Source organism: Amycolatopsis sp. NPDC051045, assembly GCF_040682955.1.
Taxonomy (GTDB): Bacteria; Actinomycetota; Actinomycetes; order Mycobacteriales; family Pseudonocardiaceae; genus Amycolatopsis.
Window position 1 is genome coordinate 96,907 of the sequence record NZ_JBFBCC010000002.1, and the last position, 14,353, is coordinate 111,259.

The window sequence follows — 14,353 nt, forward strand, 5'->3', positions numbered from 1 at the left end:
CGGTAATCCACAGTGGACCCTCGATCGAGTCGAGTCCGGCAGCCGGGGGCCACCCAATGCGTGGACAGCCCCGAGCGTGGTGCTACGCCGCGGTGAGCGTGTCCCGGAGTGCGGTGAACGCCTCGTACTCCGCCTTCTGCTCGACCGGCAGCTGGTAGGCGGCGGCCAGCAGCTTCGTCACGGACGGGATGACGCTGAGCCGGAACGTCCGGCCGTCGGTCGTCTTGATCACGAACCGGCCCTGCAGGTCACGTTTCTTGACCGAGGCCCGGTTGGCGTCGTTGATCGTCAGCGGCGTGCCGGCCGTGACGGTGCCGTTCTTCTCGTCGAGCGGGACGAGGACGAGATCGGTCTGCCCCGGCTTGAACCCCAGCGCGAAATTGCTGACGGTGGTGGTGCGGAAGACCAGGTAGTTCTTCTGTCTGATTTCCGCGGCGTACACCTTCGTGAAGCCGGCCCCGTCGGCGACGGCCGAATCGAAAGCGGCGTGGATGGCCGCCTTCATCTGTTCCTTGCTGACCACTGTTCGCTCCTCCATGACCGCTCGGATGTGAGCGGATCGTTGTGAAGGAGCGCACTCTAGAGATTCCCACCGGCTGGCCGTGGCGGCAGAATTGCCGTCGATTTCGCCCGGGGAGGCGAACCTGCCCGGGCCGGACGCCTCAGCGAAGCGCCTTCACGACGTTCGCCGGCGGCAGGCCGTCGTCAGCTCCCTTCCGAGCGGTCGCCGTGGAGCAGGCCGCGGACCGTGTCGATCGTGTCCGCCTCGGCCGGATCCTTGTCCGGGCGGTAGCGGACCACCCGGGCGAACCGCAGGGCCAGGCCGCCCGGGTAGCGCGTGCTCACCTGGGCGCTGTCCAGCTCGATCTCGACCACGATCTCCGGCCGCACGTACACCGTCCAGTCGTCGCGGTGGGTCTCGATCTCCTGGAACGTCCTGGTCTGCCAGGCCAGCAGCTCGTCGGTCATGCCCTTGAACGTCTTGCCCACCATGATCGGTGGGCCGCCGTCCGGGTCGCGGGCGCCCAGGTGGAGGTTCGACAGCGTGCCCGTGCGCCGGCCGTGGCCCCACTCCGCCGCGAGCACCACCAGGTCGATCGTGTGCACCGGCTTGACCTTCAGCCACGCCCGCCCGCGCCGCCCCGCCGCGTACGGCGACGCGAGATCCTTGACCATCACGCCTTCGTGGCCCGCTTCCATCGCCGCCTCCAGCACGGCGGCCGCGTGCGCGGTGCCCACCTCGCCGGGGATCACGTGGACCCCGGCGACCTTGCGCAGCGCCGCGTTGCGCTCCGACAGCGGCGCGTCCAGCAGGTCGACGCCGTCGAGGTGCAGGCAGTCGAAGAAGTACGGCCGCAGCAGCAGCGCCTTGACCTGTTCCTCGCGGGTGCTGCCGAACCGGCTCAACGTGTCCTGGAACGGCCGCGGCCGCCCGGCGTCGGTCAGGGCCAGGGTCTCGCCGTCGAGCACCACCGACTCGCACGGCATCGCCCGCACGAGCTCGACCAGCTCCTGCACGCTCCCGGTGATCTCGCGCAGCGTCCGCGTCCAGACGTGCACCTCGTCGCCCTGGCGGTGCACCTGGATCCTGGCACCGTCCATTTTGTACTCGACGATCGCTTCGGCGTGCTCGGCGACGGCATCGTCGAGTGACTCCGCCGGCGACGCCAGCATCGGCCGGATCGGCGTGCCGAGCGTCAGCCGGAACTCCGCCAGCGCGGCCTGTCCGCCGGTCAGCGCCGCGACCCCGGTGACGCCGAGCTTCCCGGACAGCATGACGGCCCGCCGCACGTCCTCGGCCGGCACCTCGGCCGCGGCCGCGATGGCGTCGACCATCACGCCCTCCAGCGCGCCCTGCCGCAGTTCGCCGGTGACCAGCCGGAACAGGAACTGCTGCTCGTCCTCCGTCAGCCGGGTGAACAACGCGCGCAGCACGTCCTGCCGCCGCGCCGACGAGCCCGTGCCCGCCGCCACGCCCGCGGCCGCGGTCAGCGACGCGTCCACCTCGAGCACCGAAACCACCGGCTCCGGAGCGGGATCGGCGCCCAGCCCGGCCAGGGTGCGCCAGCCCGCACCCAGCCTGTCCTGCGCCGTCTGCCCCGTCAGGTACGCGATCACCGCGGGCAGCTCGGCGATCTCCGCCGCGCGCAGCACTGCGGCCAGGACGGCGATCTTCGCCTTCCTGGACCTGGTCGCCGCCAGTTCGGCGGACGCGCGGACCAACTCGCTCAGCAACACCCGGACATCATGACCCGGACCACCGACAGTTTCTAGTCGGCAGTCTCAGTCGGCGCTGTCAGGCCGGCCGGACGTTCGTCCTGGTCAGCGGCCGTTCGCCGGTCGGTGAGCCGGCGATCCAGCTGGCCAGCAGGTCGAGCGCGCGTGCGCTCTCCGACCCGGGTTCGGCGTGGTAGATGACCAGGCCCTGGTCCGGGTCGTCGGGCAGACGCAGCGTCTCGTAGCGCAGCCGCAGCTCGCCGACCACCGGGTTGAGCAGCACCTTCCACCCCTGCGCCTTTTCCCGCACCGCGTGCTCGGCCCACAGCGTGCGGAATTCGGCACTGGCCGGCGAAAGCTCATCGACGAGCCGGGCGAACTCCGGGTCGCCGGGGTGCCTGCCGCTCTCGGCGCGCAGGTTCGCGACGACCTCGCGGGCCACCGCGTCCCATTCCGGGTGCAGTTCCTTCGCCTGCTCGCCGGTGAAGAACAGCTTGGCGATGTTGCGCTCCTCGAGCTGGGCGAAGTCGAAGGCGACCGCGCCGCCGAGAGCGTTCCACGCCAGCACGTCCAGGTAGCGGCCGAAGACGAACGCCGGCGCCTGGATGGCGTCCAGCAGCAGCTGCAGCTCGGGCCGGACCCGCTGGGGCCGGGGCAGGCCACGGCGCGGCGGCGCGGCGAGGTTGCGCAAGTAGGCCTCCTCGCCGCCGGTGAGGCGCAGCGCACGGGCCAGTGCGCCGAGGACGGCGTCCGAGACGTTCTTCGCGCGGCCCTGCTCCAGCCGCGTGTAGTAGTCGACGCTGATCCCGGCCAGCTGCGCCAGTTCCTCCCGCCGCAGTCCCGCGACGCGCCGTTGCGTGACTCCGCGCGGCAGACCCAGGTCGGTGGGGTCCAGCGCGGCGCGGCGCGCCTTCAGGAATGCGCCCAGCTCGGCTGCGTCACTCATACTTCGAGCATCACTTGCCGCCGCGGGCCATGCGCAGCACGTCGAGCGCCTCGTCGAGCTGCTCTTCGGTGAGCTTGCCGTCCTTCACGTACCCGCGCTCGATCACGACCTCGCGGATCGTCTTCAGTTCCTTCAAGGCCTGCTTCGCGACCGCGGCTGCCTCTTCGTAGCCGATGTACTTGTTCAGCGGCGTCACGATCGACGGCGAACCCTCGGCGTAGGTGCGCGTGCGTTCGGTGTTCACGCTGATGCCCGCGAACACCTTGTCCGCCAGCAGCCGCGACACCGCCGCGAGCAGGCGCGCCGACTCGAGGACGTTCCGGGCGATCACCGGCAGGTTGACGTTCAGCTGGAAGTTGCCCGCCGCGCCGGCGAAGGCCACCGCCGCGTCGTTGCCGATCACCTGCGCGACCACCTGCAGCGTCGCCTCCGGGATCACCGGGTTCACCTTGCCCGGCATGATCGACGAGCCCGGCTGCAGGTCCGGCAGCGCCAGCTCGGCCAGGCCGGTGCGCGGCCCGGACCCCAGCCAGCGCAGGTCGTTGGCGATCTTGTTGAGCGAGACGGCGATCGTGCGCAGGTGCCCGGACGTCTCGACGACGCTGTCCTGGGTCGCCTGCGCCTCGAAGTGGTCGCGGGCCTCGGTCAGCGGCAGCCCGGTCACGGTGGCGAGCTCGGTCGCGACGGCCTCACCGAAGCCGTCCGGCGCGTTGAGGCCCGATCCGACGGCCGTGCCGCCGATCGGCAGCTCGCCCAGCCGCGGCAGACCGGACTTCAGCCGTTCGACGCCGTACCGGACCTGCGACGCCCACGCGCCCGCCTCCTGGCCCAGCGTGATCGGTACCGCGTCCATCAGGTGCGTGCGGCCGGACTTCACGACGTCGGCCCACTCCGCGGCGCGGACCTCGATCGCGCCGGCGAGGTACTCGAGCGCCGGGATGACGTCCTTGAGCACGGCTTCGGTCGCGGCGACGTGGATGGTCGTCGGGAAGGTGTCGTTCGACGACTGCGACGCGTTGACGTGGTCGTTCGGGTGCACGTCCCGGCCGAGCGCGCGCGAAGCCAGCGTCGCGATGACCTCGTTGGCGTTCATGTTCGACGACGTCCCGGAGCCGGTCTGGAAGACGTCGATCGGGAAGTGCGCGTCGTGGGCGCCTTCCGCGACCTCGTCGGCGGCGGCCGCGATGGCGTTCGCGACGTCGGCGTCGAGCACGCCCAGCTTGAGGTTCACGCGCGCGGCGGCGGCCTTGAGCAGGCCGAGCGCGCGGATCTGGGCGCGCTCCAGACCCCGGCCGGAGATGGGGAAGTTCTCCACGGCCCGCTGGGTCTGCGCGCGGTAGAGCGCGTCGGCAGGCACGCGGACCTCGCCCATCGTGTCGTGTTCGATCCGGTATTCCTGGTCAGCCATGACACCGATTCTGGCCCTGTTCGGGCCGCGCCGCGTGGTGGCGTCGCCCACCCTCGCCCGCCCGCGACGCTAGGATCGGGTGTGTTCTCGATCACCGCCATCCACCACTGGCTGGAGCGAGCATGACTGACGTTGCCGGGGACCCCTACGACCTCGTGATCATCGGCGCGGGCCCGACGGGCCTGTTCGCCGCCTACTACGCCGGGTTCCGCGGCCTCTCGATGGCGGTGGTCGACTCGCTGCCCGAGCCCGGCGGCCAGGTGACCGCGATGTACCCGGAGAAGATGATCTACGACGTCGGCGGGTTCGCCGAGATCCGCGGCCGCGATCTCGTCGATGGCCTGGTGCAGCAGGCCGCGCCGTGGAAGCCGAAGTACCTGCTGGGGCGCAAGGCCGAAAAGCTCGAAACCCTCGGAAACGGCGTCGAGCTGACCCTCGACGGCGGCGAGACGCTGCGGGCCCGCGCCGTGCTGATCACCGCGGGCATCGGCGAGTTCACCCCGCGCCCGCTGCCGGCCGGCGACGGCTGGCTCGGCCGTGGCATGGTCCACTTCGTCCCTTCGCTGCAGGCGCACGCGGGGCAGCACGTCGTGGTCGTCGGCGGTGGCGACTCGGCGTTCGACTGGATCCTCGCGCTGCACCCGGTGGCGGCGAGCGTGACGCTCGTGCACCGGCGCGCGAAGTTCCGCGCCGCCGAGTCGATCGTCCGGCAGGCGCGCGAGCTCGGCACCCGGATCATCACCGACGCCGAGGTCACCCGGTTCGTCGAAGCACCGGACGGCACGCTCGAAGCCGTCGACGTCTCGATCAAAGGTGCCGGGGAAGAACGTCTCCCGGCCAACGCCGTCGTCGCGGCGCTGGGGTTCACCGCCGACCTCGGCCCGATCGAGAGCTGGGGCCTGGAAATCGACCACCGCGCCGTCGCGGTCGACTCGACGATGGCGACCGCGCGCGAGCGCGTCTACGCCGCGGGCGATGTCGCCGCGTACCCGGGGAAGGTGAAGCTGATCGCGACCGGGTTCGGCGAAGCCGCGACGGCCGTCAACAACATCGCCGTGGCGCTCGACCCGGACGCCCACCTGTTCCCGGGCCACTCCAGCAACGCCGAGTAGGTCAGGCCTTCGTCTTCTCCGCGATCCACGGCGCGTACGCGACGACGGACGTGTAGATCGACGGCGCCGTCGCGCATTCCGGATCGTTGTTGCCCGGCCTGCTGGTGACGCCGACGAGCTGCCAGTGATCGCCGTCGCGCACGATCTGGGGGCCGCCGGAGTCGCCGAAGCAGGCTCCGGACTTGCCACCCGGGTTGTCGGTGCACAGCTCGGACGTGCCGTCGAACACCGAGGTGCACTTCGTGCCTTCGACGATCCGCGTGTCGAGCTGCTGCAGCTTCGCGGGCAGTTCGCCGCAGTTCACCTTCGGGCAGGTCTGGCCCCAGCCGACGATCCGGGTCGCGGTGCCCGGCGAAGCGGCCGTCGCGAGCCCGACCGGCGCTGCCGCGGCCGGCGCTGTCAGCCGCAGCAGCGCGATGTCGCCCGCCGGGCTCTGCGTGTTGAACGCCGGGTTCACGACGATTCCGGCGACCTGGGCGACTTCGCCGCCTTGATCCGCTTCGTTCGTGCCCGCCCGCACCGAGACCGCGGCCGGGGCCTTGCCGAACGCGCAGTGCGCGGCCGTGACCACCCACGTGGGCGCGATCAGCGCGCCGGCGCAGAACAGCTTCCCGGACGCGGAGTGCAGCGAAACGGCGAACGGGTACGGCTGGTCCGCGGGCGCGCCCCCGACGATGGCGGGGGCGGCCGCGGCGGTGCCCGGGACCAGGACGGACAGCAAGGCCAGCAGAACCAGCAGTCGCCTGGTCACGGATCTCCTTACGGCAGCGGGGGCACGACGTCGTCGTCGGGCGCGTCCAGGTGGCCGTCGAAGTTGACCGAGGAGTACGCCCGCAGCTTGTTCAGCCGGTGGTAGCCGTCGATCATTCTGACGGTCCCGGACTTGGACCGCATCACGATGGACTGCGTCGTCGCCCCGCCCTCGCGGTAGTGGACGCCGCGCAGCAGGTCGCCGTCGGTGACGCCGGTGGCGCAGAAGAAGACGTTGTCGCCGCGCACGAGGTCGTCGTTGAGCAGCACGCGGTCGAGGTCGTGGCCGGCGGCGAGGGCTTTCTCGCGCTCGGCGTCGTCCTTCGGCCACAGCCGGCCCTGCAGCTCGCCGCCGAGGCACTTCATCGCGCAGGCCGCGATGATGCCCTCGGGAGTGCCGCCGATGCCGATCAGCATGTCGACGCCGGTGGTCGGGCGGGCCGCGGCGATCGCGCCCGCGACGTCGCCGTCGGAGATGAAACGGATCCGCGCGCCGGCGTCGCGGATCTCCTTGATGATCTGCTCGTGCCGCGGGCGGTCCAGGACGCACACGGTGACGTCGCTGACGCTGCTGTGCTTCGCCTTGGCGACGCGGCGGATGTTCTCCGCGATCGGCGCGCCGAGCTCGACCTTGCCCGCCGCGTCCGGGCCGACGGCCAGCTTCTCCATGTAGAACACCGCGGACGGGTCGAACATCGCGCCGCGCTCGGCGACCGCGAGCACCGCCAGCGCGTTCGGCATGCCCTTGGCCATCAGCGTCGTGCCGTCGACCGGGTCGACCGCGACGTCGCAGTCCGGCCCGTCGCCGTTGCCGACCTCTTCGCCGTTGAACAGCATCGGGGCTTCGTCCTTCTCGCCCTCGCCGATCACCACGACCCCGCGCATCGACACCGTCGACACCAGCTGGCGCATCGCGTCGACGGCGGCGCCGTCCCCGCCGATCTTGTCGCCGCGGCCGACCCAGCGGCCGGCCGCCATCGCGGCGGCCTCGGTGACCCGGACCAGCTCCATCGCGAGGTTGCGGTCGGGCGCTTCACGACGACTCTCTGCGGCGGACATCAGGCCTCCCGGATCGTGGAACTGCGGGTCAACAGTCTGTCAGATACCCGCCGTGTTTCCAGATACCGTCGGCATGGCCTACCTCACTGCGCGGAGTCGCCTTCGCCGTCTTCGACGGACGCGAGCGCGGCCTCGATGCGCTCGCGTGCGCCTTCGAGGTGCCGTTCGCAGACCTTCGCGAGCTTCTCGCCCTTTTCCCACAGCGCGAGCGACTGCTCGAGGGACAGGCCGCCGGCTTCGAGTTCGCGGACGACCTCGACGAGACGGTCCCGCGCCTGCTCGTAGCCGAGTTCCTCGCTGGGTGTTTCACTCACGCTCGGTGTTCTCCGACCTTCCGGGCTGACGGGTGGGCGCTGTTCGCGCACACTACCGCGCTGGCCATCGCGTGGTCGTACCCGACGAACGCCAGTGCGAACTCCTGCCCGTCACCCTCCGCGATCGCCTCTTCGAGGTTCTCCTGCGCGCCGGCCACCCGCCGCCGGTGCCCGGCGCCTTCGGCGAACCACCAGAGCGAGCCGACCTGCATCGACGTCGCTTCGGACAGCCGCCGCAGCTGCGGCCCCAGGTCACGGCGGGCAGCGGTGCCGCAGCCGGCGAGCAGGGCCGTCCAGCACTCGGCGGCGGCCCGGTCGGTGCGCACCGCCTGGTCCAGCAGCGGGCGCGCGCCGAGTTTCCTGGCCGCGTCCACGGTGAGCGGGAGGAACGTCACCTTCACTCCTGCTCTCCTTCCGCCACCGCCTTGATCGCGCCGTCGCCCACGCGCACGCGCAGCTGGGCACCGGCCTCGACTTCGGAGACGGAGCGGAGTACCTGGAGGTTGCCTTCGGCGTCGATGAACTGCACGACCGCGTACCCGCGGGCCAGCGTGGCCGCCGGCCCGAGCGCGGTGAGCCGGGCCCGCGCGTTCGCGACCTCGGCCTGGTCCTTGGCGAGCAGGCTCAGCATGGCGCGGCGGGCGCGTTCGCGGTGGACGTCGACGTCGTCGCGCCGGCGCTGGACCGGGCCCAGCGGATCGGCCAGTGACGGGCGGCTGCGGATCTGGTTGAGCAGCCGCGCCTGGGTGTCGACCCAGCCGTGCAGGGCGCGGCGCCCGCGGTCGCGCATCTGCCGGACCCGCTGGGTCTCCTCCCGCAGATCCGGCACGATGCGCTTGCCGGCGTCGGTCGGCGTCGAACAGCGCAGGTCGGCGACGTGGTCGAGCAGCGGGGTGTCGGGCTCGTGCCCGATCGCGCTGACCACCGGCGTGCCGGCGGCCGACACCGCGCGGCAGAGCGCCTCGTCGGAGAACGGCAGGAGGTCCTCGACGCTGCCGCCGCCGCGGGCGATGACGATGACGTCGATCTCGGGGTCGGCGTCGAGGATCCGCAGCGCCCGCATGACCTGCGGCACCGCCTGCGAGCCCTGGACGGCGGTGTTGAGCACCTTGAACCGGACGTGCGGCCACCGCGTCTGGGCGTTGACCAGCACGTCCCGCTCGGCCGCCGACGCGCGGCCGGTGATCAGCCCGACGCCCTTCGGCAGGAACGGGACCGGCCGCTTACGCTGCGGCGAGAAGAGGCCTTCGGCGGCCAGCAGCTTCCGCAGGCGTTCGATCCGCGCCAGCAGCTCACCGACGCCGATGGCGCGGATCTGGTCGGCCCGCAGGCTGATCGTGCCGCGGCCGAAGAAGTACGACGGCTTGGCGTGCACGACCACGCTCGCGCCCTCGCGCAGCGGCGGCTCCATCTCGCGGATCAGCCAGTTCGGGCAGGTGACGGACATCGAAACGTCCGCCGAGGGGTCACGCAGGGTCAGGAACGCGGTCTGGGTGTTGGGCCGGACACTGACCTGGGTGACCTGGCCCTCGACCCAGACGGTGCCGAGCCGGTGGATCCAGTCGCCGATCTTGCGCGCGACGGTCCGGACCGGCCACGGCTGTTCCGCGGTGCTCGCGGAGGCTTGTGCGGATTCGGTGCTCACGAGCCTTCCGTGCCGTCGCCGTCTTCTCCGGTCCGTTCGGCCTTGCGGGCGTTGGCGATCCGGCGGGACAGCATGCCGGTGAAGGACGAGCGGTCGGCGTGGGCGCGTTCGTACTCGAGGATGGTCTCGAGCTGGGAGACCGAGAACTGCCGCAGCCGGGCCCGCAGCTGCGGGAGGGTGAGCTGGTCGTAGCCGGTCAGCCCGGCCGGACCTTCGTACCCCGCGGCGCTGGTCCTGGGCGTCTCGCTCTTGGTCTTCTTGTCGACCTTGGGCGTGCCGGGCTTGGGCTTGCGAGGCGGTTCGTCCTCGCTGTCGTGCTCGCCGTCGGCGTGGTCCTCGGCGAGCGCGCGTTCCTCTTCGGCCCACGGATCGCCCAGCTCCGCTTCGAGTTCGGCTGCTGACGGAACGTGACCGTTGATTTCCGAGCGCGGTTCCGGCACCTCGGCGACGCGGGCCAAGTCCGGCCGCGCGGGTGGCACGTCGGGCTCGACGTCCTCGTCGAACGTCGCCCAGCTCGGCGTGTCTTCGACCGGGCGCAGGCTCGACAGGGCGTTGTCGCCCTTGATCGCCAGCTCGGTGACGTGCTGCTGCACCCGCATGGATGCCTGCAGCACCTGGCTGACCACGGTCACCGGGAGCCCGGCCAGCTGCCGGGGAAGTTCGCGAACCCGCTCGGCGGTGGAGACGGCGAGGCCCGCGGCGACCCGGAGGGGGAGCGGGAATGGCTTCATGGGTCCAGCCTGCCGCATGTCCGCCCCTCTTGCCCAACCGAACGGGTGGGACGGCCGCGGTGCGTGACCTCCGGCACAGCGCCAGAGGGGGACGAAGCTCACCCGAAAGGGACTTCGAGTTCGTCCGAGGGCTGCCCGTACCCTGGGTGGCATGAGTGAAGCGAGTCCCGGAATCGAGCCCGCGGGTACCCCCACGATCACCGGATCCGCTTCCGGCAAGCGAGTGCTGCTCGCCAAGCCCCGTGGTTACTGCGCGGGCGTCGACCGCGCGGTGATCGCCGTCGAGAAGGCCCTCGACGTCTACGGCGCCCCGGTGTACGTCCGCAAGGAGATCGTCCACAACCGGCACGTGGTCGACACGTTGCGCGAGCGCGGCGCGATCTTCGTCGACGAGACGTCCGAGGTGCCCGAGGGCGCGCTGGTGGTGTTCTCCGCCCACGGCGTCTCGCCGATGGTGCACGCGGAGGCCGCCGAGCGGAACCTGCGCACGATCGACGCGACCTGCCCCCTGGTGACGAAGGTGCACAAGGAGGTCAACCGCTTCGCGAAGGACGACTACGACATCCTGCTGATCGGCCACGAAGGCCACGAAGAGGTCGAGGGCACCGCCGGCGAGGCACCGGACAAGGTGCAGCTGGTCGACAAGGCCGAGGACGTCGACAAGGTCGAGGTGCGCGACCCGTCGAAGGTGATCTGGCTGTCCCAGACGACGCTGTCGGTCGACGAGACGATGGAGCGCGTCGACCAGCTCCGCGAGCGGTTCCCGGGGCTGGCGGACCCGCCGAGCGACGACATCTGTTACGCGACGACGAACCGCCAAGTCGCGGTCAAGGCGATGGCCGCCGAGTGCGACCTGGTCCTGGTGGTCGGGTCGACGAACTCGTCCAACTCGAAGCGCCTGGTCGAGGTGGCGCTGAAGGCCGGGGCCCGCACGTCCTACCTGGTCGACTTCGCGCACGAGGTCGACGAAGCGTGGCTCGACGGCGTGACGACGGTCGGCGTGACCAGCGGTGCGTCGGTGCCGGACGTGCTGGTCATGGAGCTGCTGGACTGGCTGGCGAAGCGCGGCTACGCCGACGTCGACGAGGTCACGACGGCCAACGAGAAGATCTCCTTCGCCCCGCCGAAGGAACTGCGCAAGGTCTGAGTTCGCTCCGGCGGCGGGTCGCTCCGCGCGGCTCGCCGCCGTGTCGTCCCTTCAATCACGCGTGATGTCCTCTTAATCACACGTGATGACCCTCTGATCACACGTGATGCCGGTGGGCGCGCGTTCGTCAGCGCTCTTCGTCGTCCCAGGGACGGTTCCGGCGCGGCGGGGCACTCCGCCCGCCGGACGGGCGGCGGGCCGGCGGGGTGTCACGGCCGTCCTCGGCGGGCGGGCGCGGACGCCGAGGAGCGTCGCCGCGCGGCTCGCGCCGGCGCGGCTCGCCTTCTTCCGGACGGGGGGTCCGGCGGGTCGCCGGCGGCGGCTTGCGCGTGCCGCGGGTTCCCGGATCGCGCTCGGCGGGCGCGCCGGCGCGCGGTGCACGGCGTTCGCCCTCCGCAGGCGGGCGCGGGCGTCGCGGCGGTTCGCCCTCCCGGCCGCGGCGGGAGCCCGGGGGCAGCGGCGTCTGGCCGGTGCGGTTCGAACCGGCGGGCCGCGGCCGGCCACCGGCCGACGTGGCCGCGGCGCGGGACGACGGCTTCTCGTCGTCCTCGTCCACCCGGCGGTCGGCCTTGGAGGCGTTCTTGATCTTCTTCGGGGCGTCCGGATCGCGCTCGCGGAAGATGCGGACGAAGCCGATCAGCAGGGTGATGCCGGTGGTGATCGCCATCGTGGGGAAGCCGTTGATCAGGGGGGTGCCGATGTTCAGCGCCTTCGACAGCATGTCGTCGCCCTGCGACCCCGAGGTCAGCAGGATCACGCCGGGCACGGTCACGGCCAGCACCAGCGGCGGCATCACCATGGGCCCGAACAGCCCGCGGCGCCGCACTGCGCAGACCGCGATCACGGCCCCGGCGATGTAGCAGACGGTGAAGACCACCGGAATGCTGCTCTGGCTGGGTTTGCCCAGGAGGGCGCCCACGACCGCCAGGCCGAGGCCGATCAGGACCGCCGCCCACCAGGGCAGTCCGCGCCTCGAACCGACGACAGGACGCTCATCCCACGGCACGGGGACGTCGTCGGCATCTGGATCGCTCTGGCGATCGCGAATCGCGGTCACGGGGCAACCGTATCTCGTGGTTGTGAAGATCTTGCCAGCACCGCCGCCGACGTGGGCCGACAGCCACCCGGCGGCATGATCCGGTGGCGCCGGGTAGCGGTCGGTGACCGTCCATCCCGAGCCTTGCCGGCGTCGGCTCGCACGGGCTCGCGCCGGTGCGGCGCGCGGCCAGTCCCGGGAGTGCCGCCGACTGCCGCCGTGCTGCTCGAGCCGGCTCGCCCGGTCCGAAGCCGCTGGTCAGGCCGTGGTCAGCTGATGAATGTCGGGGAGTTGCCGCTGTCGACAGGTCCATTCAGCTTGGGACCGCTCCGCCGCCGGGGGTCGGATCGTGGGGCGGCTCGGCTTGCTGCAAGGTTCGGCCCCCATCGGCCCCATCGGTGCGGGGGGGGGGGCGCCGGGGAGCCGCCCGAGAGCCAGACCGCGTGGGCTCGGCTCGCTGCAGGTACGGCCCCATCGGTGCGGGGCGCTGGGGTGCCGGGTCGCCGGCCGAGAGCCAGACCGCGTGGGCGGCTCGGCTCGCTGCAGGTTCGGCCCCATCGGTGCGGGGCGCTGGGGTGCCGGGTCGCCGGCCGAGAGCCAGACCGCGTGGGCGGCTCGGCTCGCTGCAGGTTCGGCCCCATCGGTGCGGGGCGCTGGGGTGCCGGGTCGCCGGCCGAGAGCCAGACCGCGTGGGCGGCTCGGCTCGCTGCAGGTTCGGCCCCACCGGTGCGGGGGCGCCGGGGTGTCGGGTCGCCGCCCGGGAGCCAGGCCGCGTGGGCGGTTCGGCTCGCCGCTGGTTCGCCCCATCGGCCCGTCGGCCCGTCGCCATCGGTGCGAGGGCGCCGGGTCGCCGCCCGGGAGTCAGGCCGCGTGGGTGCTCAGCTTGCCGCCAGTTCGTCCCCCTTCCGCACCGTCGGCACGGCCGCCGGGCTGCCCGCCGCGTCGGTCAGCGGGGCCACCGTGGCCCGGAACGTCTCCAGCGCCTCCAGTTCCCGCCGCCGGGCCGAGAGGAAGCGCTGGAGGTGCGTGCTCGACAGGTTGAGCGCCTCCACCGCGCCGCCCGCCGCGCGGTGGGCGGCCGCCGCGCCGGCGCGTACCTGCTCGACGTCGGCCTCCAGCGTGCGGTCGCTCGCCGCGAACAGCGCCGCCGAGGCCAGTACTCCGAAGCCCGTCGGGCCGCACAGGAACACCCGGCGGTCGATGAGCCAGCGCAGCAGTTCCGGGTCGGTGTCCAGCGCCGCGACCACCGCCGCGTCGGACGGGACGAACATGATCGTGCCGTAGATCGCGTCCGCCCAGCGCTGGTAGCCCTTGCCGGCCAGGTCCGCGGCGCGCGAACGGATCTGCCGGACGTGCGCGCGCAACGCGTCGAGCCGCTCGTCCGGATCGTCGGTCTCCACCGCCTCGGACCAGGTGGCCATGCTCGCCTTCGCGTCGACCGGCACCGTCCGGTCGCCGCCCACCCGCAGCACCATGTCCGGTTTCGCCGAGCCGCCGCCGCCCAGGTCCGTCTGCAGGGTGAAGTGCAGTTCCTCGCGGAGCCCCAGCGCCCGTGCCGTCTCGAGCAGCACCTGCTCGCCCAGCTCGCCGCGCCCGCTGATCGAGGCGAACGCGACCTCGTAGCGCCGCAGCGCCAGCTGCTGCTGGTCGGCCTTGGCCCGCTCGGCCGCCACCAGCCGGGCCGCCGCGTCCGCCCGGCGCATCCCGTCCTGGTACAGCCGCCACAGCAGCGCGACGGCGAACAGCAGCAGGACGGCGAGCACGATCGCCGCGGTGGTCAGTACTGTCGCCACTTCGTCTCCTCCCTCCGGCCTGGATCGGACCGCGCAGACATCATGGCGGACCGCACCGACAAAAACCGCACCCGATTCGTCGCTCTGGGTAGCTGACCTGCGAACACATCGATTCCGCACAGGGCGTGTCCGACCCTGCACGCTCGTGTTAGTACACACGTTCGAGTGAGACGGCGGCGTGCCTGCGCGATTTCG

14 protein-coding genes are annotated in these 14,353 nt (G+C 72.0%); 2 read left to right on the forward strand and 12 right to left on the reverse strand.

Annotation, left to right across the window (positions count from 1 at the left end; translation table 11 throughout):
• Nucleotides 1-82: 82 nt before the first annotated feature.
• The 4 genes from AB0M80_RS04565 to AB0M80_RS04580 form a co-directional block, all read right to left on the reverse strand.
• On the reverse strand, nt 83-523 hold the full coding sequence (locus AB0M80_RS04565; protein WP_364558817.1) for a hypothetical protein: 441 nt from the start codon (nt 521-523) through the stop codon (nt 83-85).
• 182 nt (nt 524-705) lie between these two features.
• On the reverse strand, nt 706-2,238 hold the full coding sequence (locus AB0M80_RS04570) for an ATP-dependent DNA ligase (RefSeq protein WP_364558820.1): 1,533 nt from the start codon (nt 2,236-2,238) through the stop codon (nt 706-708).
• 58 nt (nt 2,239-2,296) lie between these two features.
• Nucleotides 2,297-3,163, reverse strand: coding sequence for a helix-turn-helix transcriptional regulator (locus AB0M80_RS04575; protein WP_364558823.1), 867 nt, complete (start codon nt 3,161-3,163; stop codon nt 2,297-2,299).
• Between the two features lie 10 nt (nt 3,164-3,173).
• The gene (locus tag AB0M80_RS04580) at nt 3,174-4,571 is read right to left on the reverse strand and encodes a class II fumarate hydratase (RefSeq protein WP_364558826.1); all 1,398 of its coding nucleotides are present in this window, start codon (nt 4,569-4,571) and stop codon (nt 3,174-3,176) included.
• 122 nt (nt 4,572-4,693) lie between these two features.
• Between AB0M80_RS04580 and AB0M80_RS04585 the strand changes: the two genes are divergently transcribed.
• Nucleotides 4,694-5,683, forward strand: a complete 990-nt coding sequence (locus AB0M80_RS04585; RefSeq protein WP_364558829.1) for an NAD(P)/FAD-dependent oxidoreductase — start codon at nt 4,694-4,696, stop codon at nt 5,681-5,683.
• Nucleotide 5,684: 1 nt separating this feature from the next.
• Here the strand turns inward: AB0M80_RS04585 and AB0M80_RS04590 are convergent, their stop codons facing one another.
• From AB0M80_RS04590 to AB0M80_RS04615, 6 genes are all read right to left on the reverse strand, one after another.
• A complete protein-coding gene (locus AB0M80_RS04590; RefSeq protein ID WP_364558831.1) occupies nt 5,685-6,434 on the reverse strand; it encodes a serine protease in 750 nt (249 codons plus the stop codon).
• 8 nt (nt 6,435-6,442) lie between these two features.
• Nucleotides 6,443-7,492, reverse strand: coding sequence for a class II fructose-bisphosphatase (gene glpX / locus AB0M80_RS04595; RefSeq protein ID WP_364558834.1), 1,050 nt, complete (start codon nt 7,490-7,492; stop codon nt 6,443-6,445).
• An 83-nt stretch (nt 7,493-7,575) separates the two neighbouring features.
• Nucleotides 7,576-7,806: an exodeoxyribonuclease VII small subunit gene (locus tag AB0M80_RS04600; RefSeq protein ID WP_364558839.1), complete on the reverse strand. Its 231-nt coding sequence runs from the start codon at nt 7,804-7,806 to the stop codon at nt 7,576-7,578.
• Entirely contained in the window at nt 7,803-8,207 is a 405-nt protein-coding gene (locus AB0M80_RS04605) for a hypothetical protein (RefSeq protein WP_364558842.1), read from the reverse strand. The genes AB0M80_RS04600 and AB0M80_RS04605 overlap by 4 nt, the downstream gene beginning before the upstream one ends.
• A complete protein-coding gene (gene xseA / locus AB0M80_RS04610; RefSeq protein WP_364558845.1) occupies nt 8,204-9,451 on the reverse strand; it encodes an exodeoxyribonuclease VII large subunit in 1,248 nt (415 codons plus the stop codon). The genes AB0M80_RS04605 and xseA overlap by 4 nt, the downstream gene beginning before the upstream one ends.
• Nucleotides 9,448-10,182: a lipid droplet-associated protein gene (locus tag AB0M80_RS04615; RefSeq protein ID WP_364558848.1), complete on the reverse strand. Its 735-nt coding sequence runs from the start codon at nt 10,180-10,182 to the stop codon at nt 9,448-9,450. The genes xseA and AB0M80_RS04615 overlap by 4 nt, the downstream gene beginning before the upstream one ends.
• Nucleotides 10,183-10,333: 151 nt before the next feature.
• Here AB0M80_RS04615 and AB0M80_RS04620 point away from each other — a divergent pair, with 151 nt between their 5' ends.
• Complete coding sequence (locus tag AB0M80_RS04620) at nt 10,334-11,329, forward strand: 4-hydroxy-3-methylbut-2-enyl diphosphate reductase (protein WP_364558851.1); 996 nt, start codon at nt 10,334-10,336, stop codon at nt 11,327-11,329.
• Nucleotides 11,330-11,456: 127 nt separating this feature from the next.
• On the opposite strand, the gene AB0M80_RS04625 is transcribed toward AB0M80_RS04620, so the two are convergent.
• Together AB0M80_RS04625 and rmuC are read right to left on the reverse strand one after the other, a co-directional pair.
• On the reverse strand, nt 11,457-12,386 hold the full coding sequence (locus AB0M80_RS04625) for a DUF6542 domain-containing protein (RefSeq protein WP_364558854.1): 930 nt from the start codon (nt 12,384-12,386) through the stop codon (nt 11,457-11,459).
• An 857-nt stretch (nt 12,387-13,243) separates the two neighbouring features.
• The gene (gene rmuC / locus AB0M80_RS04630) at nt 13,244-14,158 is read right to left on the reverse strand and encodes a DNA recombination protein RmuC (protein WP_364558856.1); all 915 of its coding nucleotides are present in this window, start codon (nt 14,156-14,158) and stop codon (nt 13,244-13,246) included.
• Between the last annotated feature and the right edge of the window lie 195 nt (nt 14,159-14,353).